11 protein-coding genes are annotated in these 13,972 nt (G+C 29.4%); 10 read left to right on the forward strand and 1 reads right to left on the reverse strand.

Annotation, left to right across the window (positions count from 1 at the left end):
* Positions 1 to 219 precede the first annotated feature (219 nt).
* Entirely contained in the window at positions 220 to 1,545 is a 1,326-nt protein-coding gene (locus tag ELQ04_RS01095) for an apolipoprotein N-acyltransferase (RefSeq protein ID WP_002877769.1), read from the reverse strand.
* On the opposite strand from ELQ04_RS01095, the gene yajC reads away from it, so the two are divergent.
* The 10 genes from yajC to ELQ04_RS01145 are packed head-to-tail and all read left to right on the forward strand — an operon-like array spanning position 1,518 to position 13,971.
* Complete coding sequence (yajC, locus tag ELQ04_RS01100) at positions 1,518 to 1,790, forward strand: preprotein translocase subunit YajC (protein WP_002786346.1); 273 nt, start codon at positions 1,518 to 1,520, stop codon at positions 1,788 to 1,790. The two genes, ELQ04_RS01095 and yajC, sit on opposite strands and share 28 nt — an antisense overlap.
* On the forward strand, positions 1,783 to 3,363 hold the full coding sequence (gene secD, locus ELQ04_RS01105) for a protein translocase subunit SecD (RefSeq protein ID WP_002866115.1): 1,581 nt from the start codon (positions 1,783 to 1,785) through the stop codon (positions 3,361 to 3,363). Before yajC ends, secD begins: the two co-directional genes overlap by 8 nt.
* Complete coding sequence (secF, locus tag ELQ04_RS01110) at positions 3,363 to 4,334, forward strand: protein translocase subunit SecF (protein ID WP_044778065.1); 972 nt, start codon at positions 3,363 to 3,365, stop codon at positions 4,332 to 4,334. The genes secD and secF overlap by 1 nt, the downstream gene beginning before the upstream one ends.
* A gap of 9 nt (positions 4,335 to 4,343) precedes the next feature.
* A complete protein-coding gene (leuS, locus tag ELQ04_RS01115) occupies positions 4,344 to 6,773 on the forward strand; it encodes a leucine--tRNA ligase (protein ID WP_002892217.1) in 2,430 nt (809 codons plus the stop codon).
* Complete coding sequence (lptE, locus tag ELQ04_RS01120) at positions 6,770 to 7,282, forward strand: LPS assembly lipoprotein LptE (RefSeq protein WP_002860199.1); 513 nt, start codon at positions 6,770 to 6,772, stop codon at positions 7,280 to 7,282. Before leuS ends, lptE begins: the two co-directional genes overlap by 4 nt.
* Complete coding sequence (locus ELQ04_RS01125; protein WP_002936721.1) at positions 7,266 to 8,654, forward strand: hypothetical protein; 1,389 nt, start codon at positions 7,266 to 7,268, stop codon at positions 8,652 to 8,654. The genes lptE and ELQ04_RS01125 overlap by 17 nt, the downstream gene beginning before the upstream one ends.
* A complete protein-coding gene (locus tag ELQ04_RS01130) occupies positions 8,654 to 9,814 on the forward strand; it encodes a folylpolyglutamate synthase/dihydrofolate synthase family protein (protein WP_002936718.1) in 1,161 nt (386 codons plus the stop codon). Before ELQ04_RS01125 ends, ELQ04_RS01130 begins: the two co-directional genes overlap by 1 nt.
* Positions 9,801 to 10,703 (forward strand): M23 family metallopeptidase, encoded by a 903-nt coding sequence (locus tag ELQ04_RS01135; protein WP_002936717.1) that lies wholly within the window; start codon positions 9,801 to 9,803, stop codon positions 10,701 to 10,703. Before ELQ04_RS01130 ends, ELQ04_RS01135 begins: the two co-directional genes overlap by 14 nt.
* Positions 10,640 to 11,035 (forward strand): polymer-forming cytoskeletal protein, encoded by a 396-nt coding sequence (locus tag ELQ04_RS01140; RefSeq protein WP_002936716.1) that lies wholly within the window; start codon positions 10,640 to 10,642, stop codon positions 11,033 to 11,035. The genes ELQ04_RS01135 and ELQ04_RS01140 overlap by 64 nt, the downstream gene beginning before the upstream one ends.
* Complete coding sequence (locus ELQ04_RS01145) at positions 11,035 to 13,971, forward strand: DEAD/DEAH box helicase (RefSeq protein ID WP_134224420.1); 2,937 nt, start codon at positions 11,035 to 11,037, stop codon at positions 13,969 to 13,971. Before ELQ04_RS01140 ends, ELQ04_RS01145 begins: the two co-directional genes overlap by 1 nt.
* Position 13,972: the final 1 nt, after the last annotated feature.

The following is a 13,972-nucleotide window of genomic DNA, read 5'->3' on the forward strand; positions in this document are numbered from 1 at the left end:
ACAAGCTTAAAAAAGCTTGTATAATTATAAAGAATTAATGAGGTTATATTAATTTTTGACTTAGAGGGATATTTTTCAATATCCCCCATAAATATAAAAGTTAGGAAGGAAGCTAAATTAATTTAGCTTTTGGGGTAAAAACCCCTCTAAGTCAAAATATTGTTTGACAGAATTATAATATAAAATAACTTAAATTACTTTAAAATTAAAATTTTAATATTATTTTTTATCATTAAATATTTCTTTGGATAAATTTTTCCAATCTTTACTTAAAAGCTTTTTAGGGAGTATAACTATATTCTCTTTGCCATTTGTAGCATGATAAACACTAACCCCATATTTACTTGCATAAAATTTCATTAAGAGTTGCTGGAGTTTGTATTCGCTACTATTATTAAACCAAGCATTGTTGCTTAGGGCTATAATAATTTGTGAATTTTGATAGTTTTGTTCTTTGGTAGCTTCATAACAAATTGCATTTGTGATAATTTGATTATCTAATTTATATTTGCTTTGTATAGGACCTTTGGAAAATTCTTCAATATTTTTAAGAAAATATTTTTTTGTTAAGTCTTTAAAAAATGGAATTTCTTCACCAAAGGGAACTAAAAAATGCTTATTTAAAATATAGACATTGCCTTTTTTAAAGATATAAGTGCTATTGTAAGTATGTTCTTTTTCAACATGAAATGCTCCTGTAATAATGGTGATTTTATAAGATAATTCTTTAAGTATAAGCTCGTATTTGGTATTTTTTAAATCAAAAGCAAAAGCGGTTTCAGGCAAGATTACAAGTTCTTTTTTTTCATTTATAGCTTGAAGTATATCTTGAATTAAGATATCAGAATTTGATTTTAAATTTTCTTGTAAAAATTTTTGATCTTGAGAGATATTAGTATTGATGAGTTTGTAGTTTAAATTAAGAGTTTGAGCTTGTTTTTCATTATATTGAAATCCACTAAAGAATAAAATAAGAACAATCGCTATTTTATAATATCTTGATATATAACCCTCATAGATGAAATATGCTATTAAAAATATGCAAATAATGCCACGATAACTTGGGTCAAAAAAACCATAAACTGTAAAAATTCCCCAATTAAGCCAATCAAATCCTAAAGGATGGATAAAACTTATGCAAAAAATTCCACAAAGCCTTAAAAAATCAAATTTTAATAAATAACATAATCTAAAAAGTAGTCCATAAATAAAACCAATGATAATTGGTATAATTGGCACTAAATAGTTTAGATTAAAATAAATTGAAGATAAACCAATCCACCAAAACCAAAGAATCCCTACAAAAAAACCTATCCAAAAATATTGTTTAGAATTTTTACTTTTTAGAAGTAAAACTAACCCCCAAATAGCTAAAAATGGGCTAATAGTTTGTGTAAAAATATTTTCAAAAAATGATAGATAAATAGAATTTGAAAGTAAAATTGCAATAAAAAAGACTTTTATTATTTTAAAAATGATAGAATTAGTGTTTAATTTTTTTGGAATAAAGGAAAAATATGGCAGAAAATTCAATTTTAACTTCATTGTTACCTCTTGTAGTGTTATTTGCAATTTTTTATTTCTTGGTGATCAGACCGCAACAAAAACAAGCAAAAGCACATAAACAAATGCTTGAGTCTTTGCAAAAAGGAGATAAAATCATCACTAATGGCGGACTTATTTGTGAAGTCGTAAAACCAGAGGAGGATTTTATCAAAGTTAAGCTTAATGAAGACAATGTTACTGCAAAAATTTCAAGAGAATTTATAGCAAAGAAAATTGATGCGTAATTCTAAAATCAATTATCGCTTGATTATTTTTATAGCGGTATTTATTTTTGGAGTGGCTTTTTCACTCCCTTCTTTTTTGCAGTCAGAACGTGGTGCGAAGATTAATTTAGGGCTTGATTTGCAAGGCGGGCTTTATATGCTCTTAGGTGTAGATAATGAAGAAGCTGTAAAATCTAAAATAAAATCAATTGCATCTTCATTGAGTTATTCTTTTAATAAAGAAAATATTTTAAATGATGGCTTAAATACCCATGATGATATTTTAGAATTTACTTTGCTTGATAATGCAGATATTGCAAAAGTTGAAAATTTGCTTAAAGAAATAAAAGGAATTAATATACAAAGTGAAAATATGCACTATAAAATTTCTTTTACCTCAGAAGAAGTAAAAAATATAGAAAATTTTGCACTTTTGCAAGCAGTTGAAACCATAAGAAATAGGCTTGATCAATTTGGTTTAGCAGAGCCAACAGTTGCTAAACAAGGTGATGATAAGATTTTGGTTGAACTTGCAGGGATTAAAACCAAAGAAGATGAACTAAGAGCAAAAGAGCGCATCACAAAAGCAGCACATTTGCAACTTATGGAAGTTGATGATTCTAAAATGGGTCAAGCTTCTACAATGAGTGATGCTGAGGCTGCGAGTTATGGACTGATTTTAGTGTCTGATTCTAGAAATCCAAATTTAAAATATACCTTAAAAAGCATACCTATTTTAGATGGATCTATGCTTACTGATGCTAGAGTAGGGATTAGTGATAAGAGTAATTATCCTGTGATTAATTTTACTTTAAATGCCGAGGGTTCTAAAAAATTTGCTGATTATACAGGAGCAAATGTTGGAAAGCGTCTTGCTATTGTACTTGATAATAAAGTGTATTCTGCTCCATCTATCAATGAACGCATAGGCGGAGGTAGTGGGCAAATCAGTGGAGCTTTTACCCAAGAAGAAGCGCGTGATGTGGCGGTAGCTTTAAGAAGTGGAGCTTTGCTTGCGCCTGTAAAATTACTTGAACAAAGAAGTATAGGACCATCTTTAGGTGCTGATAGTATTAAAATGAGTATGATAGCATTAATCGGTGCATCGGTTTTTATTGTAATATTTATGATGATGTATTACGGTGTGGCAGGAATTTTTGCAAATATTGCAATGTTGGTTAATGTTTTGGTAGTAGTGGCTGTTATGGCTATGTTTGGAGCAACTTTAACTTTACCAGGGATGGCAGGACTTGTTTTAACTGTGGGTATGGCGGTAGATGCAAATGTGATTATCAATGAGCGCATACGAGAACTCTTGCGAGATGGAGTAAATATAAGAGCTAGTATAGAACAAGGTTATAAAAATGCTATGAGTGCGATTATAGATTCAAATATCACTTCTTTAGTTACTTCGGTAGCACTTTATGCCTATGGAACAGGAGCAGTTAAAGGTTTTGCTGTGACTTTGGGAATTGGTATTGTCGTTTCTATGATTACAGCTATTTTAGGAACTCACGGAATGTTTGATTATTTTATGCAACGCATAGAAAAAAGTAATAATACAAGATTTTGGTTTGGTTACAGGAGAAGATAATGCAGTTTTTTAGCGAAAAGAAAATTTATGATTTTATGAGAATGCGTTTTGCTACTATTTCTCTTTCTTTTATTTTGTTTTTTGGTTCTATTTATTTGCTTTGGAATAGGGGTTTGCAATATGGTATTGATTTTAGCGGAGGAACTTTAGTTCAGCTTAAATATGAAAATGCAGCTCCTATAACACAAATCCGAGAAATTTTAGAAAAACAAGGAACTTTTCAAAATTTATCTGTAACTGAATTTGGAAGCAATGAAGAAGTAACCATACGCTTTTTAGGAAGCAACGATAATGTAAGCAATGATATAGGCGAGCATATAAGCACTCTTTTAAAGGATACGGGAAAATTTGAAGTGCGTCGTGCTGATGTGGTAGGTCCAAAAGTAGGTGATGAACTTAGAAATAAAGGACTTATGGCTATAGCTGTATCTTTGATAGCAATTTTAATTTACATAGCGTTGCGTTTTGAGTGGCGTTTTGCTCTTGCGGCTATAATCAGTGAAATTCATGATGTTGTGATTACTTTAGGGGCAATTTCTTTATTTAAAATTGATGTTAATTTAGATACTTTGGCTGCTGTTTTAACTGTGCTTGGGTACTCTTTGAATGATACAATTATTATTTTTGATAGAATCAGAGAAGGCATTAAAACCAGTAAAAAAACCGAACTTGCACCTATTATCAATGAAAGTGTTTCAGCAACTTTATCAAGAACGGTTTTAACTTCAGGGTTAACTTTAGCAACCGTTGTGATACTTTATTTCTTTGGCGGGGAAATGATACAAGGATTTTCTTTGGCTTTAATTGTAGGTATTATAGCGGGAACTTTAAGTTCTATTTTTGTTGCAAGTCCGACATTATTATGGTTTAAATTTAGTGTGCTTGAGTTTAGAAATAAAGAAATTGAAAAAGCAAAAAGAAAACAAGATAAAGAACGCAATCGTGCAATGTATGAAAAAGGAACAGTGTAAGGAGAATTTATGGCTTATGAAGCAAGTTTAATAGAAAAAAAATGGCAAAAAATTTGGGATGAAAATGAATATTTTGAGCCAAAAGATGATTTAAATTTGCCTAAAAAATATATTTTATCGATGTTTCCTTATCCTAGCGGACGCATTCACATGGGGCATGTAAGAAATTATACTATAGGTGATGCTTTAGCAAGATATTATCGCAAGATAGGATTTAATGTTTTACATCCTATAGGTTTTGATAGCTTTGGTATGCCTGCTGAAAACGCAGCTATTAAACATAAAATTCATCCTAAGTCATGGACTTATGAAAATATAGCTTATATGAAAAAAGAACTTTTTTCTTTAGGTTTTTCTTTTTCTAAAAAAAGAATGCTTGCTACTTCAGATCCACTTTATACAAAATTTGAGCAAGAATTTTTTATTAAGATGTTTGAAAAAGGTTTGATTTACACTAAAGAAGCAAATGTGAATTGGTGTGAGCAAGATCAAACGGTTTTGGCTAATGAGCAAGTTGAAGACGGAAAATGTTGGCGTTGTGGTCATGAAGTGGTGCAGAAAAAAATGCCAGGTTATTATGTAAAAATCACTGCTTATGCTGAGGAACTTTTAAAAGATTTAGAAGAATTAAAAGATAAATGGCCTAATCAAGTTTTAACTATGCAAGAAAATTGGATTGGTAAAAGCGAAGGTTTGGAATTTTCTTTAAATTTAGACGAAGAAAGCAAGCAAAAAACTAAAGAAAGTTCTTTAGAAGTTTTTACTACAAGAGCAGATACAATTTATGGAGTTTCGTATATCGCTTTAGCTCCAGAACATAAAATTGTTCAAAATTTGCTTTCGCAAAATTTATTAAATCAAGATGTATTAAATAAAATCAAAGCTATTCAAAATCAAAGCCCAAGAGAAAGACAAAGTTCTGAAAAAGAAGGTTATTTTTTAGGAATTTATGCCATTCATCCTTTAAGCGGAGAAAAAATTCCTTTATGGGTGGCTAATTTTGTCTTGGCTGATTATGGTAGTGGAGCGGTTATGGCTGTTCCAGCTCATGATGAAAGAGATTTTGAATTTGCAACAAAATATAATCTTGCCATCAAACAAGTTATTCAAACTCAAGAAAATTTACCTTATACGCAAAAATCAGGAAAATTAATCCATAGTCAAGAATTTGATAATCTTGATTGTAATGAGGCAAGATTAAAAATTATTTCTCAGTTTGAAGCTAAAAATATAGGAAAAAGGGTTGTAAATTTTAAAATTCGTGATTGGGGTGTTTCGCGTCAAAGATATTGGGGTGCGCCTATTCCTATGATTAAATGTCAAAGCTGTGGTATAGTACCTCAAAAACTAGAAAATTTACCTATTACTCTGCCTGAAGATGTGCAAATTACAGGAGAGGGCAATCCACTTGATAAACATCCAACTTGGAAAAATTGTATTTGTCCCAAATGTGGCAAAGAGGCTCAAAAAGAAAGCGATACTTTAGATACTTTTTTTGAAAGTTCTTGGTATTTTGCACGTTTTGCAAGTGATGAGAAAACTTGGCAGGAAAAAGCTTTAGATGAAAAAAGTGTGAAGTATTGGATGAGTGTGGATCAATATATAGGTGGTATTGAACATGCAATCTTGCATTTACTTTATGCGAGATTTTTCCAAAAAGCTTTAAGAGACTTGGGTTATTTAACGCAAAATGAACCTTTTGATAGACTTTTAACTCAGGGTATGGTGTTAAAAGATGGTGCTAAAATGTCAAAATCAAAAGGCAATGTTGTAGATCCTGATGAGATTATAGAAAAATACGGTGCTGATACCGCAAGACTTTTTATACTTTTTGCTGCGCCTCCGGCTAAAGAGCTTGAATGGAATGATGATGCTGTTGAAGGGGCTTATAGATTTATTTGCAAACTTTATGATAGGGCGCAAAATGTTAAAAAAGGTGAGCTTGTAGAATTAAAACAAGAAAATTTAAACAAAGAAGAAAAATATGCAAGATTAAAGGTATATGAAGCTTTGAAAAAATCTTTTGAAGTTTATCATCAAAGTTTTGCTTTTAATACTTTAATTGCAGCTTGCATGGAAGCTTTAAATGCTTTAGCGCTTTGTAAAAATGAAGCTTTGGAGCAAGAGGCTTTTTATATTATTTTAAATATTTTAGAGCCTATTATTCCTCATGTTTGTTTTGAGCTTAGCGAGGAGCTTTTTAAATGTAAAAATTTCAAAAAATTAGAACTTAAAGAAGAGGTTTTTGTAAAAGATACTTTAAATTTAGCTGTAAGTATTAATGGTAAAAAAAGGGCTGAATTTGAAATTTCAAGTAGTGCGAGCAAAGAAGAAATTTTAGCTTTTGCAAAAGAAAATACTGCTAAATGGCTTGAAGGTAAGAGTATAGTTAAAGAAATTTATGTGGAAGGAAAGCTAGTTAATCTAGTGATTAAATGAAAAAGATTTTAATTTTTTGTATAGGTTTATTTTTAGGTGCTTGTGGATATGTTCCTACATCAAAAATCGCTAATAATATTTTCGATGAGAAGGTTTATGTTAATGTTGAATTAAGTCAACAAGACCCAAAAAATAGTATCTATGTTGCCGATACTTTAAAAGAAATGGTAATTTCAAAATTAGGGCGTAAACTTGCTTTAAAACACGAGGCAGATGATGTAATTAATGTTAAAATGAATAATTTAGAATTTATTCCTTTAGCTTATGATAAAAATGGCTATGTTATTAGTTATAAAGCTAAATTAAATTTAGATTTTAATGTTGTCTTTAAAGATGGTTCAAGTCAGGCTTTTAGTACAAGTGGAAGTTATAATTTTGAAATTTCTCCAAATAGTATTATTAGTGATTCTGCAAGGTATGAGGCTATTCGAGCAGCTTCAAGCGAGGCATTTGATGAGTTTATTTCCGTAATTGCTATTAAAGGGCAAAAACGTGATTCCAAATACTAATGAAATAGCAAAGCAAACTTTAATTGCATTAAAAGAAAGAAAACTAAAACCAACTCCTGAAAATTATACGGAAATTTTTGAAGAATTATCTTTAAAATATGGTATCACAAGCTCAAATAAAGCTAAACTTGACAAATACAAAACCTTGCTTTTACCGATTTATCAACAAGAATTAAATTCTAAAACTATAAGAAGTTTAGAAGAACTAATTAGTTTTTTAATTTCTGTTTTAAATAGACAAAGCGGAAAACAATTTAGTGAATTTTTTGATTTTTTATATACTATATCTAAAACTTTGCAAATAAGTAAGGATAAAAAGATAAGAGATTTGGCTAAGGTGACTTCGATTAGAATTTCTAAAACTATGGATAGTGAAAGTATTTACTTGCTTACTAAAAAATGGAAAGAGCTTGAAAGAAATTACGATGAAAATGACTTAGAAGAACAAGCTCGTAAATATGGCATTAGTAAATATGATGATTATGATAGCGTGATTAAAAAACTCTTAGTTAAACTTGAAGAGCGTAGTTATGAGCACTTTAGTGAATTATTATGCTTGGGTTTAAATCCTTCATTGGTGGAAGATTTAAAAATTCAAGGTTTTATACAAAATTTAACACAAAAGCCTTTTGTAATAGGCGAAGAAAATTTTAAAAACGAACTAATGGAATTTATAAATCATCGTATAATGGTTGATAATATGTATGTCCAAAAAAATTTAAATTTTTTTAATGATAATCTAAAAAAAATCTATGAATTGCTTGTCTTGCTTAATAAATCGAATGAAAAAAATATGGATTTTATCAATACTTTAAAACCAGATGAAAATGGGGAAGTAAAACTTAGTTTTGAGGATTTGAAACTAAAATTTAAACAACTTGGAGAAAAAATTACATCTTTAAATAATCAAATTGAATTCACGCAAAGCTTGGAGGAGAGAGAGGCTTGGAGTGTTCTTAAAGAGCTTGATAAAATGGATGAAAATTTTAATAAGTATAAAGTTAATTATTCTTTAGCTTTATTTTCTATAGTAAATTACCGTTTCATTATGGAAAAATATGGTATGGGAAGTTTGAATGAAATTTTTGTTCGATTTAAAAAAATTTTAAAAGATTCTTGTAGCGAATTTGATGAACTGTGGATGATAGATGAAAAGAGTTATTTGATTGTTTCGCCAGGAAAAAGTAAAGAAGAAATCATTCAACTTGTAAATACAAATCTTAAAACTATAGAAAATTTTAGATTTATTTATAAGCAAGATATCATAACACCTAAAATTCATGTGGCTTATCTTGATAAACAAAGTAAGCCAAATATTAATATTTTGGATGAGTTGATACAGCAGATTTCAACAGTTGATGAACAAATATAATGAAAGTTGAGAATTTTTTAGCTCAAAAAAGTATAAATTACGATAAAATTGATCGTTTTTTGATGTTTAGAATGTATGAAAAATATAAGAAATATTTCAAAAATATTTCTATAATCCAAGTTATAGGCACAAATGGCAAAGGTAGCACGGGTAGATATTTAACCCAACTTTTAGAAAATTTAAATTATAAAATAGGGCATTATACTAGTCCGCATATTTTCAGTTTTAATGAAAGATTTTATCTTGATGGTAAGATTGCAAATGATAAAGAATTAGAACAAGCTCATGAAAATCTTGAAGAAATTTTTAAACAAGACTTGCAAAAATTAAGTTATTTTGAATACGCTACTTTTTTAGCTATGATTTTATTTCAAAAATGCGATTTCATTGTTTTAGAAGCAGGAGTGGGTGGAGAATATGATGCTACTTCTGTTTTTGAAAGAAGAATGAATATTTTTACAAGAATTGGATTTGACCATATTCAAATTTTGGGCAATTCTTTAGAAGATATTGCAAGAACCAAGCTTAAAGTTATGGCGCCTATAGCACTTATAAGTGATGAGCAAGAGCAAAATGTTTTAAATTTAGCAAAAAAAATTGCTTTTTTAAAAAAAGCTAATTTGCAAGTTTCTTCCCTAAATCCTTTTTTGAAAGAAATTTTTGAGATTTATTGTAAAAAGTTTGTTTTACCTTGTTTTTTAAAGCATAATTTAAAGCTTGCATTAAAGGCTTGTGAAATTTTAACTTCGCAAGAAAAAACCTTAGAAGCTTTAAAAAAGTTGCAAGAGTTAAATTTACAAGGAAGATGTCAAGAAATTTCTCCAAATTTTTTTGTTGATGTGGGTCATAATCCCATGGCTGCTAAGGCTATGCTTGATAAATTTCAAGGAGAAAAAATAAATCTTATTTATAATGCTTATTTGGATAAAGATATTTTTCAAATTTTAAATACATTAAAGCCTATTATTGATACAATACAAATATATAAATATAAAAGTGCAGAACGAAAGCTGGCTGATGATGAAATTTATAGTATTGCATCAAAGCTAGGCATACAATGCAAAGAATTTGTAAAATTGGAAGAAAATAAAAAAAATCTAGTTTTTGGTTCTTTTATACTGGTAGAAAATTTTTTAAAGGAGTGGTGTGGTAAAAAATAAATTCACTATTACCATTACAGATATTAACGGTTCAAGACATTTTTATTTAAATCAAATAATCAAAAAAATAGTTTTTTATACTATTGCTTTTATTGTTTTATTTTTAGTTTTTAGTGGTTTTTATATCAAATATCTTGATAGTAAACTTAGTGATATCAGTGAAAAGCGTGAGGAGCTTTTGAAAAAAAGCAAAGAATTGGAATTATCTAATTCGCAAATGCAAAAAAGCATAGAAGAAAAAACTCAGCAGTATGCAGCTATAGAAGATAAAATAGCTTCTTTTGAAGAGGCTTTGGGCTTAGAAGCAGAAAATAATCTTACAATTAGTGCAAGACTTGATAATCTTCAGCTTACCAATGAGCAGCAACTTGGAATTTTGGGGCAAATTCCTAATGGATGGCCTATTGAAAATAAAGGCATTACAGGAAATTTTGGCTGGAGAGAGCATCCGCTTTTAAAAAGAAGGGAATTTCATCCTGGTATTGATTTAAGAGCGGAAATTGGTACTCCTATTTATGCGCCAGCTAGTGGAGTAGTGGAATTTTCAGGTTATAGTGATAATGGCTATGGCTATAATGTAATTTTATTGCATAATTTTGGTTTTAAAACAGTATTTGCTCATATGATGCGCAAAGAAGTGGTTAAAGCAGGTCAATTTGTTAATAAAGGACAGTTGATAGGTTATAGTGGCAATACAGGTCTTTCTACTGGGCCGCATTTGCACTATGAGGTAAGGTTTATTAATAAAACTTTAGAACCTTTGTATTTTTTAAATTTGCAAAGAAAAAATATGAATGATTTTTTTAATCAAGAAAGGAGAGTTCCATGGCAATCTTTAATAAAGGCGGTATCAGCCCAGCATCCAGCTCTAGCTCAGAAACAACGGTAATTTCTTCAGGTGCGAGAATTGAGGGTAAATTTTATTTTGCTTCTATGCTTCATGTTGATGGAGAGTTAAGTGGTATTATTCATTCTGAAAGCATTGTGGTTATCGGAAAAAATGGAAATTTAAAAGGTGAATTACAAGCAGATAAAATTGTAGTAAATGGGTATTTTGAAGGGCAACTTGAGGCCAATAGTTTAGAAATTTTAGCGGGTGGAGTTGTTAATGGCGATATTTCAACGCAAAAAATTTCTATAGAAAATGGCGGTCGCTTTAATGGAACTAGTAAAATTAAAGAAGATACTATCAAACTTATTGAAAATAACAACGAAGAATAATGCAAGCTTCATTTTATGAATACCTACAAAATCCAAAAATTTGTGAACTTTTGCTTTGTAAAGATGAAAAACAAGCAGATTTACTTGCTCAAGTTTCACGATTTAAGGGTTTAAAAACCTTTGTTTTACCTGATTTTAGAGCGCAGTTTGGAGATGATTTAAGGGCTTTTTCCAAAGAACTTTTTGATCTTTGCAAGATTTTAAATGCTTATCATAAAGAAGAAGAAAAAAAAATCCTTATTTCTCCTTTAAATACTGTTTTAAAAAAACTTCCTTCAAAAAAACATTTGCAAAATTATCATATCGATAAAAAACAAAATTTTGATTTGAAATGTTTTGAAGATGAAATTTCAAGATTGGGATACGAATTTGTAGATATAGTTCAGGATAAAGGTGAAATTTCAATTCGTGCGGATATTATTGATATTTTTTGTATCAATGAAGAAAATCCTATTAGAATTTTACTTTTTGGCGAAGAGATTGAAAGTATAAGATATTTTGATTTGCAAAGTCAAAAGTCTATTCCTAACGAACTAGAACATTTTGAAATTTGTCCTTTTTTAAAATATTTTGACAAAGAAAATTATGGAATTTTTAAGGACAAATTAGAAGATTTTCAAAGCGATACTTTAATACATGATATCAATTCTTTAGGGTTTTGGTGTATTGATGATTTTTTTGATTATTTAGAACTTGATTTTTTAGCTTGTGAAAAGTTTGATATTAACGAATATGAAAAAGATATAAGTTTTGTGAATGCAAAAATTTTACCTCAAGCTAAAAAATTTAAAGAATTACAAAGTTCTTACAATAAAGATTTTTTTGAATTTCATAAAAATAAAAAAATCACACTTTTAGCTAAAAACGAAGCTTTATTTAAAGCTTTAGAGCTTGAAGATACTCAAAATATCCATTTTGTAAAAAGTGATTTAAGGCTTAATCTTATTAGTCCCGAAGAGCTAATCATTTCTTTAAATCAAAAAGAAAAACAAAAAACAAGAAAAAAAGCTAGTTTGATTATAGATGAGCTTAAAAATGGGGATTATATAGTACACGAAGATTATGGGGTAGGTAAATTTTTAGGTCTTGAGATGATAGTGATAAGCGGAGCAAAAAAAGAGTTTGTTGCTATAGAGTATCAAAATTCTGATAAGCTTTTATTACCAGTGGAAAATCTTTATTTAATTGATAAATATTTGGGCGTGAGTGGATCTATTCCAAGTTTAGACAAACTAGGTAAAACAAGCTTTATTAAACTTAAAGAAAAATTAAAAACTAAACTTTTAGCCTTAGCTTCTGAAATTGTTATTATGGCAGCTAAAAGATCTTTAGTGCAAGCAAAAAAAATCACAGTGGATTTAAGTAGACAAGCTGATTTTATAACTAGTGCGGGTTTTATTTATACAAGCGATCAAGAGAAAGCTTGTCATGAAATTTTGCAAGATTTTCAAAGTGGAAAAGTTATGGATAGGCTTTTAAGCGGTGATGTGGGTTTTGGAAAAACAGAAGTCGCTATGAATGCTATTTATCCAGTAGTTAAAAGTGGATTTTGTGCATTTTTATTTGCGCCTACAACTTTGCTTTCTCATCAGCATTATAAAACCTTAAAAAAGCGTTTTGATCCTTTTGATATAAAGGTTTTTAAACTGGATCGCTTTACTAGTAGTGCAGAAAAAAAACAAGTTTTACAAAATTTAAAAGAAAATAAAGCTTGTGTAGTTGTAGGAACTCATGCGCTTTTAAGTGTAGAATGTGAAAATTTAGCTCTTGTTATTATTGATGAAGAGCATAAATTTGGAGTGAAGCAAAAAGAAAAGCTTAAAGAAATCACTCAAAATTCACATATTTTATCCATGTCAGCAACCCCTATACCAAGAAGCTTAAATCAAGCTTTAAGTTCTATAAAATCTTATAGTGTTTTGCAAACTCCACCAGAAGATAGAATGGATGTAAGAACTTTTGTCAAAGAAAATGATGACGCACTTTTAAAAGAAGCTATAGCAAGAGAGTTAAGACGTGGTGGGCAAATTTTTTATATTCATAATCATATTGCAAGTATAGAGCAGTGTAAAAAACATTTATTAGAACTTTTTTCTACTTTGCGTATTTTGATTTTACATTCTAAAATCGATGCCAAGGTGCAAGAAGAAGAAATGTTGAAATTTGAAAACAAAGAATATGATTTGCTTTTAAGTACCTCTATCGTAGAAAGTGGGATTGATTTACCTAATGCAAATACTATCATAGTAGAAAAAAGCGATCGTTTTGGTATGGCTGATTTGCATCAATTGCGTGGGCGTGTAGGAAGAAGTGATAAGCAAGGTTATTGTTATTTTTTAATCGAAGATAAAAATGCTATCACAAAAGATGCTTTAAAGCGTCTAGTTTCTTTAGAAAGTAATTCTTTTTTAGGTGCAGGTTCTGTTTTGGCTTATCATGATCTTGAAATTCGTGGCGGTGGAAATTTATTAGGCGTAGATCAAAGTGGACATATCGAGCAAATTGGATATAGTTTATATCTTAAAATGTTAGAAGATGAACTTAATGCTTTAAGTAAAAATGAAGTGGATCAAAAAGAAAATAAACTTGATTTAAAACTCAATGTTAATGCCTTTTTAAACAGCGAACTTATCAGCGAAGATCGCCTAAGATTAGAACTTTATAGAAGACTTAGCAAGTGTGAGCAAGTTCATGAGGTTTATGAGATCGAAGGTGAAATTGAAGATCGCTTTGGAAAACTTGATGTTTATACTAAGCAATTTTTATCTTTGATTATCATTAAAATTTTAGCTTTAAATAAATTTAAAAGTATTAGCAATTATGAGCAAAATATTCAATTTACTGCTTTAAATGATGAAAAAGAACTCATCAAGGCAAAAAGCAAAGACGATGATGATATTTTAGAGGCAATTTTGACGCATTTAAGAAAGGCTTAAA

This window comes from Campylobacter sp. CH278 (assembly GCF_004378845.1).
In the GTDB taxonomy this organism is placed as follows: Bacteria; Campylobacterota; Campylobacteria; order Campylobacterales; family Campylobacteraceae; genus Campylobacter_D; species Campylobacter_D jejuni.